The sequence below is a fragment of the Pseudomonas capsici genome (assembly GCF_017165765.1).
Lineage (GTDB): Bacteria > Pseudomonadota > Gammaproteobacteria > Pseudomonadales > Pseudomonadaceae > Aquipseudomonas > Aquipseudomonas capsici.
In genome coordinates this window covers 60,800-80,599 of sequence record NZ_JAFGZD010000010.1, presented here as the reverse complement: position 1 = coordinate 80,599, position 19,800 = coordinate 60,800, and the positions used below count along the sequence as shown (strand labels likewise).

Annotated in this window: 16 protein-coding genes; 11 read left to right on the top strand and 5 right to left on the bottom strand. The window is 58.7% G+C overall.

The annotated features are described in order from the left end of the window. Positions 1 to 257 precede the first annotated feature (257 nt). Positions 258 to 695 (bottom strand): hypothetical protein, encoded by a 438-nt coding sequence (locus JSY17_RS15270; RefSeq protein WP_206402257.1) that lies wholly within the window; start codon positions 693 to 695, stop codon positions 258 to 260. Between the two features lie 256 nt (positions 696 to 951). On the opposite strand from JSY17_RS15270, the gene JSY17_RS15265 reads away from it, so the two are divergent. Then, entirely contained in the window at positions 952 to 1,392 is a 441-nt protein-coding gene (locus JSY17_RS15265) for a universal stress protein (RefSeq protein ID WP_117166575.1), read from the top strand. 64 nt (positions 1,393 to 1,456) lie between these two features. Here the strand turns inward: JSY17_RS15265 and JSY17_RS15260 are convergent, their stop codons facing one another. Further along, positions 1,457 to 3,367 (bottom strand): ATP-binding cassette domain-containing protein, encoded by a 1,911-nt coding sequence (locus tag JSY17_RS15260; protein WP_117187060.1) that lies wholly within the window; start codon positions 3,365 to 3,367, stop codon positions 1,457 to 1,459. A gap of 206 nt (positions 3,368 to 3,573) precedes the next feature. Here JSY17_RS15260 and JSY17_RS15255 point away from each other — a divergent pair, with 206 nt between their 5' ends. Next, positions 3,574 to 5,502 carry a transglycosylase SLT domain-containing protein gene (locus tag JSY17_RS15255; protein WP_200976432.1) on the top strand — a complete coding sequence of 643 codons (1,929 nt, stop codon included), beginning with the start codon at positions 3,574 to 3,576 and terminating at the stop codon, positions 5,500 to 5,502. Between the two features lie 54 nt (positions 5,503 to 5,556). Here the strand turns inward: JSY17_RS15255 and JSY17_RS15250 are convergent, their stop codons facing one another. Beyond that, complete coding sequence (locus JSY17_RS15250) at positions 5,557 to 6,366, bottom strand: MOSC domain-containing protein (RefSeq protein WP_117187010.1); 810 nt, start codon at positions 6,364 to 6,366, stop codon at positions 5,557 to 5,559. Positions 6,367 to 6,448: 82 nt separating this feature from the next. Next, a complete protein-coding gene (locus tag JSY17_RS15245) occupies positions 6,449 to 7,381 on the bottom strand; it encodes a chemotaxis protein CheV (RefSeq protein WP_117166578.1) in 933 nt (310 codons plus the stop codon). Positions 7,382 to 7,875: 494 nt separating this feature from the next. On the opposite strand from JSY17_RS15245, the gene JSY17_RS15240 reads away from it, so the two are divergent. From JSY17_RS15240 to JSY17_RS15230, 3 genes are all read left to right on the top strand, one after another. Then, entirely contained in the window at positions 7,876 to 8,286 is a 411-nt protein-coding gene (locus JSY17_RS15240; RefSeq protein WP_200976434.1) for a hypothetical protein, read from the top strand. Between the two features lie 265 nt (positions 8,287 to 8,551). Beyond that, the gene (locus tag JSY17_RS15235) at positions 8,552 to 9,445 is read left to right on the top strand and encodes a sensor histidine kinase (protein ID WP_206402256.1); all 894 of its coding nucleotides are present in this window, start codon (positions 8,552 to 8,554) and stop codon (positions 9,443 to 9,445) included. Next, positions 9,442 to 10,101, top strand: a complete 660-nt coding sequence (locus tag JSY17_RS15230) for a response regulator (RefSeq protein ID WP_117181296.1) — start codon at positions 9,442 to 9,444, stop codon at positions 10,099 to 10,101. Before JSY17_RS15235 ends, JSY17_RS15230 begins: the two co-directional genes overlap by 4 nt. Here JSY17_RS15230 and yegS read toward each other — a convergent pair. Then, a complete protein-coding gene (yegS, locus tag JSY17_RS15225) occupies positions 10,085 to 11,002 on the bottom strand; it encodes a lipid kinase YegS (RefSeq protein ID WP_201012185.1) in 918 nt (305 codons plus the stop codon). The two genes, JSY17_RS15230 and yegS, sit on opposite strands and share 17 nt — an antisense overlap. A 476-nt stretch (positions 11,003 to 11,478) precedes the next feature. Between yegS and JSY17_RS15220 the strand changes: the two genes are divergently transcribed. From JSY17_RS15220 to JSY17_RS15195, 6 genes are all read left to right on the top strand, one after another. Then, positions 11,479 to 12,915: an undecaprenyl-phosphate glucose phosphotransferase gene (locus tag JSY17_RS15220; RefSeq protein ID WP_117181294.1), complete on the top strand. Its 1,437-nt coding sequence runs from the start codon at positions 11,479 to 11,481 to the stop codon at positions 12,913 to 12,915. Then, on the top strand, positions 12,915 to 14,369 hold the full coding sequence (locus JSY17_RS15215) for a mannose-1-phosphate guanylyltransferase/mannose-6-phosphate isomerase (protein WP_117181293.1): 1,455 nt from the start codon (positions 12,915 to 12,917) through the stop codon (positions 14,367 to 14,369). The genes JSY17_RS15220 and JSY17_RS15215 overlap by 1 nt, the downstream gene beginning before the upstream one ends. Positions 14,370 to 14,512: 143 nt before the next feature. Then, positions 14,513 to 15,289, top strand: coding sequence for a polysaccharide biosynthesis/export family protein (locus tag JSY17_RS15210; RefSeq protein ID WP_117181292.1), 777 nt, complete (start codon positions 14,513 to 14,515; stop codon positions 15,287 to 15,289). 16 nt (positions 15,290 to 15,305) lie between these two features. Beyond that, positions 15,306 to 17,297, top strand: coding sequence for an exopolysaccharide transport family protein (locus JSY17_RS15205; RefSeq protein ID WP_117181291.1), 1,992 nt, complete (start codon positions 15,306 to 15,308; stop codon positions 17,295 to 17,297). Next, positions 17,297 to 18,475 (top strand): glycosyltransferase, encoded by a 1,179-nt coding sequence (locus JSY17_RS15200; RefSeq protein WP_200976441.1) that lies wholly within the window; start codon positions 17,297 to 17,299, stop codon positions 18,473 to 18,475. Before JSY17_RS15205 ends, JSY17_RS15200 begins: the two co-directional genes overlap by 1 nt. 1 nt (position 18,476) lies before the next feature. Beyond that, a complete protein-coding gene (locus JSY17_RS15195; protein ID WP_117181289.1) occupies positions 18,477 to 19,799 on the top strand; it encodes a cellulase family glycosylhydrolase in 1,323 nt (440 codons plus the stop codon). Position 19,800: the final 1 nt, after the last annotated feature.

Sequence of the window (19,800 nt, the reverse complement as noted above, 5' to 3'; positions counted from 1 at the left end):
ATGCAAAGCTCGGAGCAAACCCCGGACAGGGCTTTTTGCACCGTTGAGGCTCGCAGATGAAAAATACTCGGGAAAAACGCGACAAAACGGAGCGCAAGGTCTAAAGTCTGGCCAGTGCCAGCAAAGCCGCTCATCGGCGCAGGGCACCCGGCGATCTACGGCATTGCACCGTAGCACCCAGAATTATCGGCCTGCCTGGCCAACCCCCAGCCCGATGCTTTTGTCGGGCTTTTTATTGGCTGCGAATCAAGCGGGCTTCAGGCCAGCGCCTTGAGCACCGCATCGATTTTCGGCAAGACCTGCGGCTCCCCCTTTTCGCCCCAGAACAAGGCAATCATCTGCGTATCGGCCTCGACCTTGAACACGTCCGCCGGCAACGTATTGAAATGATTTATCAACCCGGCATCCTCGCAAGGCTCGCGCCAGCGATTGAGCCAGACACCCGGCTCGCTCTGCCAATAGGCCCAACATGCCATCTGTGAGCCCGATCGAGGACGATGATATTGGGCGCACGGGCTTGGCGGCTCCTTTGACAGCCAGTGCGGCCACTCCTGGGGTACCAGTTGCATGGCCATTCCCAGACGCCGGGCCTCAAGGCGCAAGGCCATTCTGCCGCTCTGTTGACGCGAGGGACGCAGCCATACCAGAGGGCTCAACATCACACAAATGATTGACAGAACCACCAAGGTCATCATATTTCTTGTCCCCGCCCGATCAGGCTCTGTACGAAAAGTGGCCGCATCTGGAAATATCCGGCATCGAAACGGATGCGAATGCGCGCCGATAAAAGGAGATCACCCGAAAGAGTCGCAGAGCAGACCACAGTCTTGCTCGCCAGCTTTCGCAGCACTAAAAAAATCAAAATAAACAATGGCTTGCAAAAGGGCCTGCCCACAAGCGTGCGAAGAAGCCATACTCACACTTATCGCAATCCTCTCGGAGGACCTCCTTATGTCGTATCAACACATTCTGGTTGCCATTGACCTCACCGACGAGTGCGATCCCGTCATACGTCGCGCCCGGGTGCTGGCCCAGGCCAGCAATGCCACCTTGTCGATGGTGCATATCGTCGAACCCATGGCCATGGCCTTCGGGGGCGACGTCCCGATGGATCTGTCACAGTTGCAACAGCAGCAATTCGATCAGGCCAAGGAAAAGCTGGAAAAGCTGAAGGAAAAATACCCGGAGATCAAGGCAGGCGAAAGCCATCTGGTCTACGGCCAGCCACGCCAGGAAATCCACCAGTTGGCCAAGAACCAGAAGTGCGACCTGATTGTTGTTGGCAGCCATGGCCGCCATGGTCTGGCCCTGCTGCTGGGCTCGACCGCCAATGACGTCCTGCATGGCGCACCTTGCGACGTTCTGGCCGTACGCCTCAACAAGCCTGAGTAAAAACACTCACCAGCGAAAAGCCCGGGCATCGATCCCGGGCTTTTTTTGAAGGTGCGAATCGGTATCACTCGTCCAGTTCGGCCCAGCGCTCCAGCAAGGCATCGAGCTGCGCCTGCAGGCTTTCGACCTGAGCCAGCACCGCAGTGGTCTGCTCGGAAGAGCGCTGATAGAAGCCCGGCTCGGCCATTTCGGCAGTCAGGGCAGCCATCAGCCCTTCCACTTCATCGATCTGCCCCGGCAAGGCTTCCAGCTCGCGCTGCTGCTTGTAGCTGAGCTTCTTTTTCGCGACCGGCATTTCCTGAGCGGCAACCGGTGCAGCCTGCACCACGGCACTGTTCAGCTCGGCCTTGCCCGACTTGGTGTCGGTCACACCCAGCAGGCGCGGCGAACCGCCCTGACGCAGCCAGTCCTGATAGCCACCGACATACTCGCGAACCTTGCCTTCCCCTTCGAACACCAGCGTGCTGGTCACCACGTTATCCAGGAATGCCCGGTCGTGGCTGACCATCAGTACGGTGCCCTTGAAGGTCAGCAGCACTTCTTCGAGCAGTTCCAGAGTTTCCACGTCCAGGTCGTTGGTGGGTTCGTCGAGGACCAGCAGGTTGGCCGGTTTGCTGAACAGCTTGGCCAGCAGCAGGCGGGCACGCTCGCCACCGGACAATGCCTTGACCGGCGTCCGCGCACGTTGCGGGCTGAACAGGAAATCGCCCAGATAGCTCAGGACGTGGCGGCTCTGGCCATCGATATCGATGAAGTCACGACCTTCGGCCACGTTGTCGATCACGGTCTTTTCCAGATCGAGCTGATGACGCAACTGGTCGAAGTAAGCGACCTCCAGACGAGTGCCGACTTCGACCTTGCCCTGGGTAGGCTGCAGGTTGTCCAGCATCAGCTTGAGCAACGTCGTCTTGCCAGTACCGTTGGCTCCCAGCAGACCGATACGGTCCTCGCGCTGCAGGACCATGGAGAAATCCTTGATCAACGTCGGACCACCCGGATGGGCGAAACTGACGTTTTCCAGCATCATTACCTGCTTGCCGGACTTCTCGGCAGTATCGAGCTGGATATTGGCCTTGCCGGTACGCTCGCGACGCTCGCTGCGTTCGACGCGCAGAGCCTTGAGGGCGCGCACACGGCCTTCGTTACGGGTGCGACGGGCCTTGATGCCCTGACGAATCCACACTTCTTCCTGGGCCAGACGCTTGTCGAACAGGGCGTTGGCGGTTTCTTCGGCCGCCAGTGCCGCCTCCTTGTGCACCAGGAAGCTGGCGTAGTCGCCGTTCCAGTCGATCAGACCGCCACGGTCCAGTTCCAGAATGCGGGTCGCCAGGTTCTGCAGGAATGCCCGGTCGTGGGTAATGAACAGTACCGCGCCCTGGAAATCCTTGAGGGCTTCTTCGAGCCAGGCGATTGCGCCGATATCCAGGTGGTTGGTCGGCTCGTCGAGCAGCAGCAGATCCGGCTCGGACACCAGCGCCTGAGCCAGCAGCACACGGCGACGCCAGCCACCGGACAACTCGGCCAGGGTCTTGTCGGCCGGCAGTTGCAGACGGCTCAGGGTGCTTTCGACCAGTTGCTGCAGGCGCCAGCCGTCACGGGCTTCGAGTTCCTGCTGGACGTGCATGAGCTTGTTGAGGTCTTCCTCGGTCACGCAGTTCTGGGCCAGATGGTGATACTGGGCAAGCAAGGAGCCCACGCCATCGAGCCCCTCGGCGACCACGTCGAAAACGGTCCGCTCGTCGGCCACAGGCAATTCCTGGGGCAACTCGCCGATCTTGAGGCCGGGCGCACGCCAGACGGCACCGTCATCGGGCTTCTGCACGCCCTTGACCAGCTTCAACATGCTGGACTTGCCTGTACCGTTGCGACCGATGATGCACACCCGCTCACCACGGGCGATCTGCCAGGACACCTTGTCCAACAACGGCATGGCGCCGAAAGCAAGGGACACATCGCTGAATTTGAGCAGGGTCATGATCTTCTCCAAAAACCGGGCGCGCATTCTACCTGAGATCACCCATGGATGTCGGTATTCATGCCGCCCGCCAGCGACGGAGGGTGTCGGCCTTATAACATCCGGTTTCATTCCCGCGAGCTACAGCCTTCGGCAATGCTTTCACCCGGGGCTGGCAAAAGGCTAAGCTAGTGGCACTTTTCACGAATCATCTGCTCGGAAGTCTCATGCGCAGTCGCTTGTTCAGCTTTTTATCCTGCCTGCTGCTCTCTGCCACCGCGGCCCAGAATGTTCACGCGGCAGACCTCAGCCAACAACGCAAATACTACGACGAAGCAAAACGGGCACTGGCCAAGGGTGATTCGGGCCCTTATCAGATGTACAGATCGGCACTGGCCACCTATCCGCTGGAGCCCTACCTCGAATACGACGAACTGACTGCGCGCCTCAAGACCGCCAGCAATCAGGAAATAGAACGATTCCTGGCCGAGCACGGCGATCTGCCACAGGCCAACTGGATGAAGCTGCGCTGGTTGCGCTGGCTGGCAGAGCGCGGCGACTGGCAAACCTTCGTCAAGTACTACAGCCCCAAGATGAATTTTGTCGAACTGGACTGCCTGTACGGTCAGTACCAGTTGAACAACAACATGCGCGCCGAAGGCTATGCCAGCGCCGAAAAGCTGTGGATGACCGGCAAGACCCAGCCGGACGCCTGCGATGCATTCTTCAGCCAGTGGGCAGCGGCCGGTCAGTTGACCGAGCAGAAACGCTGGCAGCGCGCCAAGCTGGCCGCCCAGGCTCGCAACTACAGCCTGGCAAACACCTTGGTCAACAGCCTCAATTCACTGGCACCTCAGGGCAAGTTGCTGCTGGCCGTTGCCCAGAAGCCGGAAATGCTCAATAACCCGGCGCAGTTCGCCCCTGTGGATGAAGCCATGTCCGACGTGGTCGGTCTTGGCTTGCGTCGCCTCGCCAGACAGGACCCGCAAAAAGCCCTGGCCATGCTCGACGGTTACGCCGCGACCATGCACTTCTCCCGCGAAGAGCAGGTAGAGATCGCCAAGGAAATCGGCCTGACTCTGGCCCGTCGTTATGACGACCGGGCTCTGGAGGTCATGACCAAATATGATCCCGAACTGCGGGACAACACAGTGACCGAATGGCGCCTGCGCCTGCTGTTGCGCCTGGGACGCTGGGAGGATGCCTACGAACTGGCCCGCCGCCTGCCTCAGGATCTGGCCAGCACCAATCGCTGGCGCTATTGGGAAGCTCGCGCACTCGAACTTGCCCAGCCGAACAACCCGCTGATCCCGACTCTGTACAAGGACGTGGCCAAGGAGCGCGACTTCTATGGTTTCCTGGCGGCCGACCGCACCCAGAGCCCTTACCAGCTCAACAACAAGCCTCTGGTGCTCAGCCCTGCGCTGGTCAACAAGGTTCGCAACACGCCGGGCATACGCCGCGCCCTGGAGTTTCATGATCGTGGCGAAATCGTCGACGGCCGTCGCGAGTGGTATCACGTCAGCCGCCTGTTCAACCGCGATGAAATGGTTGCCCAGGCGAAGCTGGCCTATGACATGAAGTGGTATTTCCCGGCGATTCGCACCATCAGTCAGGCGCAGTACTGGGACGACCTGGATATCCGTTTCCCCATGGCCCACCGTGACACGCTGGTCCGGGAAGCACAGGTACGCGGCCTGCATTCGAGCTGGGTGTTCGCCATTACCCGCCAGGAAAGCGCCTTCATGGACGACGCCCGCTCAGGCGTGGGTGCCAGCGGCCTGATGCAGTTGATGCCGGCCACCGCCAAGGAAACCGCCCGCAAGTTCAGCATTCCGCTGGCTTCGCCGCAGCAGGTGTTCGACCCTGACAAGAATATCCAGCTGGGTGCTGCCTACCTGAGCCAGGTCCATGGTCAGTTCAATGGCAACCGGGTGCTCGCCTCCGCCGCCTACAATGCCGGCCCTGGCCGCGTTCGCCAATGGCTCAAGGGTGCCAACCATCTGGCATTCGATGTCTGGGTAGAAAGCATTCCCTTTGACGAAACCCGTCAGTACGTGCAGAACGTGCTGTCTTATTCCGTGATCTACGGACAGAAGCTCAATTCACCTCAGCCGCTGGTGGATTGGCACGAGCGTTTCTTCGACGACCTTTAAACGCTGACGGAGGGCAGGACAGTCATGCTGCCCTGCCCTCCGGATAGCTGGCCGTTACTCCAGAATCTCCACCGGCATCCCGACTTCCAGCACACCCGGCCCGTCGTTGACCATATTCTGGCCAAACAGCACATCCCCTTCGACCTCACGATAGGTCTTGAGCGTCGTCAGAGGCTCGCGATCTTCGCTGCGCTGCCCGGTCGCCGGATCGATGGTGGTCAGGATGCAGCGCGCGCACGGCTTGAGGATTCGAAACTCCATCTCACCGATGCGAATGCGCTTCCAGCTGTCCTCGGCAAAGGCCTCGGCACCTTCGATGACCAGATTGGGCCTGAAGCGCAGCATCTCCTGGGGACGCCCGATTCTGGCCGACAGATCGTCGAGCGAACCCTGACCGATCAGCAGCAAGGGAAAACCGTCGGCAAACGACACCTTGTCAGTGCCAGTGCCGTATCCACTGGGCAGCGAACGAGCGCGATCCACCGGCACATACACCATACGAGTCGGCTTGCCGATGAATTCGCTGACCCAGGCAGCCGCCTCCTCTCCCGCATCCGGCACCTGCAAGGTATCGCGCCAGACCGTAACACCGCGCAGAGTCGCCTCTGCATTGGCAGGCAGAGCCACATCCAGAGGCTGGAAACCGGGAGCAGAAAGGGTCACGCCACCCGCTGCATTCCACAGCACGGACAGTTGTGACATATGCGGCAAGGCTCGCTGAGTGAAAAAACGTCCGCTGTTTGCGTCCACCAGCATCCAGCGTCGATCGCCTGCCAACCCCAATTCGTCGAACGCCGCGCGCTGCAGCACTTCGGGCTTGCATGATTTGAGAGGAAAACGATAGAGAGAAGCGAGACGTAGCATTGCCTGTTCCTTGGTGGCTCGAAAAACTGCGACATGAAAGTCGCAGCTTATACGAGCCACCCCAGGCAAGGCAGCAAATGTTTCAGCCGCCGCTGACCATCAGCAGACGCTGACGCACGACTTCAACCAGTTTGTCGGGCTGGAACTTGGAGAGGAAGTTGTCGCAACCGACCTTCTTGACCATCGATTCGTTGAAGCTGCCGGACAGCGAGGTGTGCAACACGATGTACAGGCTGCGCAGACGCGGATCGTTGCGGATTTCGGTGGTCAGGCGATAGCCGTCCATTTCCGGCATCTCGGCATCGGTAAAGACCATCAGCAGTTTTTCCTCGACGTTCTCCCCGGCATCTGCCCAGCCCTTGAGCATGTTCAGCGCCTTGAGACCATCGCTGGCCACATGCAGCTTGAGCCCCAGCTGCGAAAGAGTGTCGCGCAATTGGGCCAGTGCCACCTTGGAGTCGTCCACCAGAAGGATTTCGCGGCCACGGGCATGCTCCAGGGCCGGATCTTCCAGCTTCTCGCGGGACACCTTGGCGTTGTAGGGCACGATCTCGGCGAGGACTTTTTCCACGTCGATGATTTCCACCAGCTGGTCATCGACCTTGCTGATGGCGGTCAGGTAATGCTGGCGACCGGCGCTGGTCGGCGGCGGCATGATCGCGTCCCAGTTCATGTTGACGATACGGTCCACGCCACCGACCAGGAACGCCTGCACGGAACGGTTGTATTCGGTCACGATGATGGTACTGCCCGGGCCTGGCACCAGCGGGCGCATGCCGATCGCCTGGGACAGGTCGATCACCGGCAGCGTCTGGCCGCGCAGGTTGACCACGCCGCAGACAAACGAGTGTCGCTGCGGCATCAGGGTCAGTTTGGGTAGCTGGAGCACTTCCTGGACCTTGAACACGTTGATCGCGAATAACTGACGACCGGCAAGGCGAAACATGAGGATTTCCAGGCGATTCTCGCCCACCAGCTGTGTGCGTTGATCTACTGTGTCGAGAATGCCAGCCATTTATAGCTCCTGAAGCGTTGATCACGATGAGTCTGCAGTACCTGTATCGGCTGCAACAGCCCGGACCTTAATAGCCATAAATACAATGTCCAAGCATTGATGTCACATTACCATCATGCTTTACTGATGTCGCACTGCCCGTGGTCAAATATGACAGAAAACTCTTCTTTGACCCTTACAAAAAAACAGGCTCGATGCTTTCGAGCCTAGGGGTACCCCTGAGCCCCTATCAGGGACGACCTGATATTCTCAACTCTCAATAGCCACTATTGTGACGCCATTCACAGTGAGCGAATGGAAGCCTCCCTTTGCTCGCATTGCAATCCGACAAGGGTTTGGTGTCATTGAAGGGCTTCATGCTTCAAATGTTTACAAGCAATCCTTAAGCAACATTCAGAAAACCCCTACATACATTCATTTGAAATCAACATTAACTGTCGTCCATTCGCTGCGGGCGAAACAAATTCGCTACCTCAAATGCGTGGAGACAGAGGATGCTGAACAGTAATGAGTGGCAGCAAAAACACGATCAGTTCCTTAGCAATTCACAGAGCCTTCTCTACAAGTCGGAAGAATGCCTGTCGCACCTGGAAATGATCGGCGACGATGAAGACGCCATCGAAGGCCTGCTGACCAATCTGCTCAAACTGAGCATCGAGGCCCAGAGCGCCTCGATCGAAAGCCTTGCCGATTTTTCCAGAAAGCTGCAGCAGTGGCTTACCGAGGCCTGTCAGTACAAGGGCTTTTCGCCGGAAGTCCTGAATACGCTGAAAAGCTGTCTGGAATTGATGTCATGGCAACTGGAGCTGATCGACCCCCAGACTGGCGAACTTCTCATGGATTGCGAAGAGCAGCAGGAGCTTCTGGCAAAGCTGTCCGAAATTTCCAATATCAGTGGCCAGTAACAGTCGGCCTTGCGAGTCAGCCCTGTTCGCAAGCCATGTTTTTTCAATTCTGCGGCATCATGGAAATATCCAGAAACATCATCAGGAATGGCCACCGCACATATTGACCGGCAATTTTCTGTTTACAGAAATGCGGGTTAACCATTAAATCGCCCTGTATTGAGACAAGATCACTGCCCGGTAATGGACAGGCTCTTGAATTGAGGAGCGGTTATACAATTGCCGGACATCGATCCGCACCGACCATCAAGTGGCGCCATTCGCTATGCATGTCAGCAGGAAGCTTCCAGGGTTGCGATACCTCAACACGAAAAACGGCCACTGGCTGACCAACGTGCTGTGCACTGGCGCAATACTGGGCAATATCGGGCTGTTCCTGACTTCAGACGCCCTGCCCCTTCCACTGCTTGCCCTCAACCTGATCACCTTTGTCAGTATCTGGCTCGCCCAACTGCGCACCCGCCAGCTGATTCAGCTAAAGCCCCAGGAACTGGCCGACCGGATGCTGGAGGTTCAGGAAAGCGAGCGCCATCGACTCAGCCGGGAACTGCATGACGACATCGGACAGATGCTCACTGCGGCAAAGATCCAGTGCAACTGGCTGCAGCGCCGCCTGCCCGAAGAGGCGCAATCCCACGGCGCGCAACTGAACGCCATCCTTGAAGAAACCCTGGATAAAGTGCGCGACCTGTCGAGCATCCTCAATCCCCGCCAGTTGTCGAGCCTGGGTCTGGAGGCCAGCCTGCGGGCCCACCTGCTGAAAACCCTGAGCGACAGTCAGGTCCGCTGGAGCCTGGAATGTCAGCAGCGACTGGCCGGTATTCCCGAAGAAATGGCGGTGGCGGCCTTTCGCGTCACTCAGGAAGCCGTGACCAACATGCTGCGCCACGCCCACGCGAAAAACCTGCTGGTACGCCTGCAGCGCCTGCCCGCCGGGCTTTCGCTCTTCATCTCGGACGACGGGGTCGGCTTCGAGCCGGCTGACAACCCGGCACACGCCGACCAGCGCGGCATGGCTGGCATGGCCGAACGGGTAGCCTTGCTCAAGGGCTCCTGGAGCCTGCACAGCACGCCAGGTAAAGGCACACAGATCGACGTATTGTTTCCCTGGGCTCCTCGCACACACGAACGGGCCAACGCATACAAGAAGCCTCAATGACTTGCAATCTACTGCTGATCGATGACCACTCGCTGATCAGGGCGGGCCTGCGCGCCCTGGTTTCAGACCTTCCCGGCTATGCCGTCATTGGCGAAGCAGCCGATGGCAGCCAGTTGTCGAGCCTGGCGCTCGAACTGCAACCTGACATCATCCTTCTGGACATCACCATGAAGGACACCAATGGCCTGGATGCGCTGGAGCAACTGCTTGCGGTACAACCCCACAGCAAGGTGCTGATCATATCCATGCACACCGATCCCGAAACGATCATGAATGCTCTGGAGATGGGCGCCCATGGTTATCTGCTCAAGGATGCGACAGCCAGAGAACTGGAGCAGGCGCTCGAAGCCCTGCGCAACGACGAACGCTATCTGAGCCCGGCCATCGCCCATACCGTGATCAACCGGGCCTTGCGCGGACCGCGTACCAACAGACCCGAAGCGCTGGACAAATACAACCTCACGGCTCGCCAGCTGGAGATACTGCGCCTGGTGGTACGGGGCAAGTCCACCCGGGAAATCGCCAGCGGACTGGGCCTGAGCATCAAGACCGTAGAGAGTCATCGATCACAGATCATGAAGCGCCTGCAAATCTACGATGTCGCCGGGCTGGTGCTGTTCAGCGTGCGTGAACGGATCATCAGTCTCGACGATTGAGCGCCTGAACCGCTCCGAGCACAGGTGAGTTCTTCGGCAGATGGACCTGCAAGGCAGCCGGACGCGCCACGAAGCGCAGGCTCTCACCCGACAGCGGCTCACCATCGAGATTGATGTCCAGCCCCTGGGCAGACTTGAGCTCGACCCAGGGCAAACGTGCTCGCACAAACAGATTGTCGATCCCCAGGCCACCTTCGAGCAGGCTCTTGAGCGTACCGACCACCTCCTGGGGTGCTGGCAGGATGCTGATATCGAGCAGACCATCATCGACCATGGCACCCGGACACAGCACATGTCCGCCCCCGGCCTGTCGACCGTTGCCGATACCCAGAGCCAATAGATTGCCACGCCAGTGGAAGTCAGGCCCGACCAGTTCACCGTGGGCCGCATGCAGCTCACTGAAGCGCGTCAGACCGGTAAACAGGTAAGCAGCCCCGCCCAGCACCTTTTTCAGGTCTTCGGAGGTATTGGCCGTAACCTGACTGCCAAAGCCGCCGGTGGCCATGTTCAGAAACAATTTGCCGTCTACCTCGCCGAGATCCACCGCACGCGGCTCCACATCCAGCAGATCCAGCGCGTCCGCCACGTCCAGCGGCACGCCTGCAGCACGGGCGAAATCATTGGCGGTACCCAGCGGCAGAATGACCAGGCTGCTCTGGCTCCGGGCCTGAGCCAGTGCTTCGGCAATATCGCGTACCGTTCCGTCACCGCCTCCGGCAATGACATGCCGATGGCCGGCAGCGAGTGCTTCAGTCACCAGTCGCTGGGCATCACCGCCCTCCCAGGTCAGTCGCACATCCAGTTCCCAGCCTTGTTGGCGCTTTTCCAGCACGGCACTGCGGACATCCTCATTAAGCGACTGCTTGCCGTGCAGAATCAGAATCGCTCTGCGTTTTGTCATGACGCCTCCCCATGATCGATGATCTGTCCAAAGACAATTTCCGTATAGCACCTGAATGTGACCCCACCGAGCAGGAAAAGGCCCCTCTGTGAAGAGATTTTTTTCCGCACCCTCCGCAGCGCAGGATTACCCGAAATTATTGGGGGAAAGGCTTCTGAAACCCTTCTGCAGCGCTCTCAAGGGGCAAAATAATATCGCCAGAGGGAAACTTTTTTTGTGTCATGAGCTTTACTGTCAAGAACCCCCCATTCGAGGGTGCTCATCTTCGAAAAGTAAAGAAAAGACCTACGCTATCAAAGGCTTTGAATATCTTGAAAAAATTGACACACCATCAAAACAAATAAGAAAAAATCAAAAACGACAAATAAATGGCTTTTCTATCAACAAATAAATAGAAAAGATATTTTTTTGACTCTAGGATATTACGACCGACAGATCATGGACCGGCCATGAGTGCCATGTAGTGAGGGAGCTTTATGCGGTTGCAACCAGTCGACAGTCTTTCGCTGACTCGCACCAGCCTGGTCGAATACTTTCTTTTGGGCATCCGTCTGATACATGGAGTTTCCTGCATCCTGCCAGGGCTGCTGATTCTCGCCCTGATGCACGACGGGGCTATCGACAACCTTAAAGACTACGCCGTGATGCCGCTGTTCTTCAGCGTGGTCTGCGTCCTGATCTTTCAGGCGCTGGGGGTCTATTCCGAAGCCTTGTTCAGCAACGCATTGCGCCTGCGCGTCATTGTTTTCGCCTGGTCTGCGGCCTTCGGCGTCCTGCTGTTCATGCATCAGACCATGGGCTTTTTCGAGCGTCTGACCAACGAACAAATGATTTTCTGGTACATCAGCAGCCTGGCCCTGTTCTGCATCGTGCGCTTGCTGATGCTGGTATTTTTCAAGCACCAGATGCGCAAGGGTATCTTTCTGCAGAACGCTGTGATTCTGGGGGCCACGGAAAACGGCCTGCGCCTGGCCGAATACCTGCTTGAGAATCAGGACATCCGCTCGGGTGTAACAGGCTTCATCGATGATCGCATCGGCCGCATGCCCAAGACCGTCGCCAACCTGCCGTTGCTGGGCAACACCAGCGACCTGGAACGGTTGATCCGTGAGGAAAAGGTCACCCAGGTGCTGGTTGCCCTGCCCTGGACCGCCGAAAACCGCATGGACTACATCATTCGCGAACTGCGCAGGCTGCCGGTGAATGTCTTGCTGGTGCCGGACATGATCGCGTTCCGGCACACCCACAACCGGATTACCGAAGTCGCCAAACTGCCGATGTTCAACGCATCCGATGTGCCGCTCAATGGCTGGTCACCATTCTTCAAGCGTGCCGAGGACATTGTGCTGTCGACCCTGGCGGTGGTGGCGCTGTCGCCGGTCATGCTGCTCATCGCTCTGGCGATCAAGCTTGATTCTCCAGGCCCGGTGCTGTTCCGCCAGAAACGTTATGGCTACAACAACCGACTGATCGAAGTCTTCAAGTTTCGCTCCATGCATCAGCATCAGGCCGATGCAACCGCCGAGCAACAAACCACGCGAGGTGACGCCAGGGTCACTCGGGTCGGGCGCTTCATACGCAAAACCAGCCTGGATGAGCTGCCACAGTTGTTCAATGTCGTGGCAGGCAGCATGTCGATGGTGGGACCTCGGCCCCATGCAACGGCAACCAAAGCGGCCGGCATTCTCTTCGAGCAAGCGGTGAAGGAATACACGTCACGCCACAGGGTCAAGCCGGGCATTACCGGTCTGGCACAGATCAATGGCTATCGTGGGGAAACAGACACCGTGGAAAAAATCGAAAAGCGCGTCGAATTCGATCTTGAGTACATAGAAAACTGGTCCGTCTGGTTCGACCTTTACATCCTTATGCGCACTGTTCCGGCAGTGCTCTTCACTCGTGAGGCCTACTGATGAGCAACCTCATCCCCTGCATCATTGCCGGCGGGTCCGGCACCCGACTCTGGCCAGTCTCTCGCGAAGCCATGCCCAAGCCTTTCATGCGTCTTCCCGATGGCGAAAGTCTGCTGCAAAAAACCTTCAAACGCGCCACAGGCCTGCCGGAAGTCGAACGGCTGCTGACGGTCACCAACCGCGAAGTGTATTTCCGCACCGCTGACGACTATCGCCAGCTCAACAAGACCAAACTGCCTCTGGACTTCATTCTTGAGCCCTTTGGTCGTAACACGGCAGCGGCCATCGCTGCGGCAGCGCTGCATGTGACCCGTCTGTATGGGGAGAACGCCAAGCTGCTGGTGCTGCCTGCCGACCATCTGATCACCGATGTGGACGCTTTCTCCAAGGCAGTCGGCGTTGCCCAGGAGCTGGCCGATCAGGGCTGGCTGGTGACCTTCGGTATTCTGCCGACCAAGCCGGAAACCGGTTTCGGCTATATCGAAAAAGGCCAGTCACTCAATGCCGAGGGCTATCAGGTCGCACGCTTCGTCGAGAAACCCGATGAAGCCACTGCCCAGGGTTACGTGGACGGCGGACTGCACCTGTGGAATGCGGGGATGTTCTGCATGCGCGTCGATGCCGTACTGCGCGAGCTTGAAATCCATGCCCCCGACGTGCTGAAAGCGGTCAAGGCCTGCCTTGAAAAAAGCATCAGCAAGGAAGGCAACCACGAACTGCAACTGGAACTGGACAGCGAACTGTTCGGCCAGGTGCCGGACATCTCCATCGATTACGCGCTGATGGAGCGTTCGCAGAAAGTCGCCGTGGTGCCCTGCCAGCTGGGCTGGAGCGATATCGGCTCCTGGCAGGCCGTGCGCGAACTCACTGCCGCAGATGCACAGGGCAACCAGTGCAATGGCCAGACCGTATTGCATGACGTGACCAACTGCTACATCGACTCTCCGAAACGTCTGGTAGGTGCGGTGGGCTTGGACAATCTGGTCATCATCGACACACCGGACGCCCTGCTGATCGCCGATGGCACCCGCAGCCAGGACGTGAAAATCATCGCCCAGGAACTCAAGCGCCAGGGACACGATGCCTATCGCCTGCACCGCACCGTCACCCGGCCGTGGGGCACTTACACCGTGCTCGAAGAAGGCAAGCGCTTCAAGATCAAACGCATCGTGGTTCGTCCGCAGGGTTCGCTGTCGCTGCAGATGCACCACCACCGCAGCGAACACTGGATCGTGGTCAGCGGCATGGCACGGGTCACCAATGGCGAGCGCGAATTCATGCTCGACACCAATGAATCGACCTTCATCAAACCGGGCCACACACACCGCCTGGTCAATCCGGGAGTCATCGATCTGGTGATGATCGAGGTCCAGAGCGGCGAATACCTGGGAGAAGACGACATCGTGCGCTTCACTGACATTTATGGCCGGGCACCGGAAGCGGCCAAGGCATGAACACGGATGGCAAGGTCAGCATGACACGCCAATCAATAGCGATGAGGAACTGAACCAACACGCACTGGACAGGCAGTACCGGCCAACATGATTTCTTTACCCGAAAGGGAGCCTTATTCGTGCATGACAGGAGTTCAGGACCGATGAAAAGCATTCTGCTGTTAATCAGCGTATTGCTGCTAAGCGCTTGTAATACACCCGCCCGGGTCGGCTTGCCCGATGACGAGGCGCAGATAGAGGCTGGCCAGGCGGCTGGCCGGGCTCTTGCTGGCAAACCCTTGCCACCGGAACGGATTCGCCCCGGAGATACCCTGCGTATCGTGCGCAACACCGGGGAGGCACCGTCCATATCGGCGTTCACCGCCAACTCCATTTATGAGCTGACGCTGTTTCAGGTCCTCAATGACGGCACCTTTTCCTACCCCTACATCGGCACGGTCAAGGCGGCAGGTCTGACTCTGCAGCAACTGAACGACGTACTGGAAAGCAAGCTCAAGGATGTCTATCGCGAGACCGCCCTGACCATCAATATTTCCCAGTCACCGGGCAATACAGTGTTCGTGGGCGGCGCGGTGCGCAACTCGGTCACGCTGCCGGTCAATGTGGCCACCAATCTGGAGCAGGCTCTGGTCGGTGCAGGCGGAGTCGCACTCGATGCAGATGCCGGTAAGGTGGCCCTGCTGCGCCTTGAAGAAAACGGCCTCTACAAGACTTACTTCTTCGACTACAGCAAATTTCTCTGGGCAGACGCTGGCGGTCCTCGCGCACCGGTCCTGCTGCAACGTGGCGATGTAGTGTTCGTCCCCAAATCCTCGGTCGGAAACAAGGTGGACGGTGTCAACCTGTACTTCAACCAGTTGATTCCTTTCGCGAAATCGATAGGTCTTGGCATGAACTACGAGTTGCGCAACAACAACTAATCGTCAGGGAAAAGACATGATCAATATCCGTTCATTTCGCGATCTGCTACGCCTGTTTTTTATCTTCAAGCGCGAAGTCCAGATCACCGTGCTGGTGACGTTCGTCATCGTCGTTCTGGGTGCGTTCCTGCTGCCCAACCGCTATGAGTCCACCGCGCTGTTGCTGGTAAAGCCAGGTCGTGACACCAGCACCGTGCCCATCGAGCTGTCCGACCGCCAGGCAATCGTCGTGCCCAACGGCCTTCGTGACCCGTTGCTGGACGAAGAGCGCATGCTCACCGGTCGCCCGATCATGCGGATGGTGGCCGAGAAGTACCTGAACGAGCTGTCCAAGGCCGAACCTGAAACCGGCGTTCTGGCTTCAGTGAAAAACGGTATCAAGTACGTCGTACGTTCAGTCTTCGAGGCTGGCCATAGCGTGCTGCAATTCGTCGGCCTGGCGGAAAAGCGCACGCCGGTCGAACGCATGGCCGAAGATCTGGAGAAGAACTTCAAGGTCCGTCACGAACAGGGCTCTTCGGTGATGGAACTGACCTTCACCTGGAATGACCCGGTCGTTGCGCAGACCGTGCTCAAGACCTGGATCGACGAATACCAGCTGCAACGCACCAAGACCCTGGGCCGTGTCAGTCTGTACGGATTCTACGAAACCGAAGTCAAGGCGATTGGTGCCAACATCATTTCCTACAAGCAGCAGATACAGGGCTATCTGAACCAGTTGGGTGCGGTGAGCATTTCCCAGCGTCTGGCCGATACGTCTCAGGGTCTCAATGATCTGCGTACCGAGCGCAACAACACCATCCGTGCCATCGCCTCAACCAAGGCCGGGCTCGACACGCTGAAGAAACAGCTGGCTGCGCAACCCAAGACGGTTTCGGCAGGTCGCGAACTGGCGCTGAACCCGAACCGCCAGGATCTGCAGAACCGCATCAACGGCAAGGAAGTCGAGCGTCAGGAACTGCTGCGTTCGTTCAAGGAGCAGGCGCCGCCGGTACGCGCTGCCAACGAGGAAATCGCCAACCTCAAGCAACTGCTCAAGGAACAGGATGCGACCATCCAGCGCTCCGAAAGCATTACGCCCAACCCTATCTATAACCGCATGCAGAACGTGTATGCCGACCAGCAGACCAGCTACGCCCGCCTGCAGACCCAACTGGCGCAGCAGGACTCACAACTGGCTCAACTGGAAAAAGACCGCCAGTTGGCCCTGAAACTGGAGCCGGAGCTTTCGCGCCTGCAGAACGAACTGGATGCGGCCCAGAAAAGCTATGCGCTCTACACCGACAGCCTGGAAAAGGCGCGTATCGACCGCGAACTGGATAACAGCCAGATCAGCAACATCGCCACCATTGAAGACGCTACCTTCAACGCCAGCCGGGTCTTCCCGAAAAGCCTGTTGATGCTGCTGATGGCCTTCCCCTTGAGCGTTGTCGTGGGTTTCCTGGCGCTGTACTTCTTCTATCTGCTGGACCAGCGCATCCACGACGGCGACAAGATCGAAGGACGTTTTGGCGTACCGGTCTGGACCAGTCTCCCGGACCTGGAACGTGCCCAGGATCGCAGTGCAGCCCTCACGGCCAACCTGCACCGGATCTACGGCATCCTGCCGCTGGGTCAGGTTGCGGAAAAAGGCCTGGCCATCGGTTTCACCTCCGTACACCGCGGTGAAGGGGTGAACTTTGTCATCTCGCGCCTCAGTACCCTGCTGATCGAACAGGGTCACAAGGTACGCACTGAGGGACGCGGCCCGGCAAAACCGGGAGAGATCGCGCTGATCAATGCGTCAGGCGTCTACGGTAACCAGGAGGCGTTTGTCCTGCTGCGCGATGCCGATCAGATCGTGCTGGTGGTGCGTGCAGAGCAAACCACCGTACCGATGCTCGAAGATGCACTGACCACGCTGAACACCGCGTTCAAGAAAGTCGACGGCATTATTCTCAACCGCCGCCGCTTCGTGGTCCCGGAAAGTGTCCTGCGTTTCCTCAAACGTATCGGGAGCCGTGCCTGATGCAAATAGCCCTGCTCGCCCCACTGCCACCGGAACAGAACGGCATCGCCGATTATGCCGGGCACCTCAGGCATGCTCTGCTGGAGTCGGGCGTGCAGGTACATACGCCCTTGCAGGGCATCGGCAACGATCCTCGCCAGGCCGAGCAACGTGTTGCCGAAACCGACTGGAGCGGCATCGATCTGGTGCATGCCGAACTGGGCGGCGGACGACTGGCGGAGTTTCAGGCATTGCGGGTATTGCGTCAGCGTTTCCCGCATTTGCCCTTGACCGCCACCGTGCATGATCCGGAGCGCCTGGTATGGCGTCGGGAAAAACTGCCATGGCCGTTATCCCTGGCCAGCAGCATGCGCTCGCCCCTGCCGGAAATCGCCACGGTACTGGCCGACCCGCTGTGCCTGCGCGAAGAGCGCCAACTGGCAAGAAGCATGACCCGCCTGATCACCCTGACTCAGGCAGGCAGCCAGAGCCTGAAACAACGCATGGGCCTGGAACAGTCGCAGATGGCCGTGATCAATCATGGCAACCTGGCAATCGAACCGGTGCCACTCCCGGCTCTGCAGCCTCTGCGGTTGCTGTATTTCGGCTTCATCTATCGCGGCAAGGGTATCGAGGACCTTCTGGATGCCTTGGCCAATGTCTTTGTCGCCCAGCCGCAATTGCGCGCCAAAGTCCGCCTGACACTGGCCGGTGGCAGCGAACCGGAAATGGCCTTTGGACCGTCGGGCAGCTATCTGGACCAGTTGCGTCTGCGTATCCGGCAACTGGGTCTGGTGGATCTGGTGGACTGGCAACTGGACCTGCCCGCCGAACAGATCCCCCATGTCATCCAGGCCCATCACGTGATGGTCCTGCCCTATCGCGAGTCCAGCAAACTGAAGATTCTGGGCAAGCTGCGCGGCACCAGCGGCGCGCTGTCCTGGGCCACTGCCTGCGGTCGCGGAGTCATCACGTCTGATGCCCGCTCGTTTGCCGAAGAAGTCTCCCATGGCAACGGCATGATCTATCCCCAGGGCGATGTAGCCGCTTTGACCGAGGCATTGAATCGTATCTGCGCAGCACCGCGGATGGCCATCGAATGGTCGGAAAACGCTACGCGCATAGGCAAGACCCGTGTCTGGAGCCAGACGGCAGAACGTTTCAGGGATGTATTCAGGCAGGCATGCGAGGTGAACTGACATGCAGCGCACATCAAGATCACGGCTGGGCATCGCGGCATTACTGAGCGTCGCGATGACATTGGCAGGAGCTTTCGCTCAGGCAGCGACCGTCCTGCAGGCACCGCGCGCGGTGGTCTGGAAGGACTTCCTGGGCGTCAACGTGCAGTTCCAGTATTTCGCCCCGGAGATCTACCAGCAGCAAATGGAGCGTCTGGACGCACTGGGGCTGAACTGGGTGCGACTGACCATTCACTGGCCGATCATCGAGCCGGTCCAGGATCAGTACAACCTCACGGATCTTGATAACGCCATGGCTGCCATCAAGAGCCATCGCTACAACACCCTCGCCTATCTGGTGGGCTCGGCACCCTTCGCCAGCAGTTCGGTTTCTACCGCAGCGAGCCGCGATCAGTATCCTCCGCTGGATTTCAACGTTTTCGCCGCACGCATGGCGGCGCTGGCCCAGCGTTATCCTCATGTCGGTAACTGGCAGGTCTGGAACGAGCCGAACATCATCTGGCTGCCCCAGGCCGACCCGGTTGCCTACGGTAATCTGCTGACCACCACAGCCAATGCGATCCGCTCTGTCATGCCGGACAAGACCATCGTGACAGCCGGCATGGCCTATTACAGCCAGATGCAGCATCGTTCGGACTACATGCTGCAGAGACTGGTCGAAAACGGCCTGGGCTCGCAGAACATTGTGGCGGCGTATCACCCGTACTCCGAATACCCCGAAGGCGACTCGGTCAAAGACCGGGATTTCCTGGTGCGCTCCAATGCCATGAACAATCTGCTGCACAGCAATGGCGTGTCACAGGTCTGGGCCACCGAATGGGGCTGGTCGAGCTATGCCGGCCCGGTGGAAATGCAGGCCATCATCGGCACCCAGGGCCAGGCCGATTACACCCTGCGCCGCCTGGCACTGATGAGCGCCCTGGATTTCCAGCGCATCTTCCTGTTCAACCTCAGCGATCTGGACGAACGCGCCAGCGCCCGCGATCAGGGTTACGGCCTGCTCGACCTGCAAGCCAACCCCAAGCCGGTCTATACCGCGCTGCAGAATTTTCTGAACATTACCGGGCCGCGCCTGGAGCCAGCCGCTCCGCCCACCGTCAGCACAGTCCCCGATGATCTGTTTGCCGTGCCATGGACACGCAGCAGCGACGGCAAACGCCTGCTGATGTTCTGGAGCGCCACCGGCACCACCCTGAATTTCCCGCAAATCCATGAAGGCATCGTGCATGATCCATTGACCGGCACCCAGACTCCCTTATCCGGTAGCCAGGGCATCAGCCTGGCACTCAAACCCACCCTGCAAATTCTGGAATGGAATCCATAAG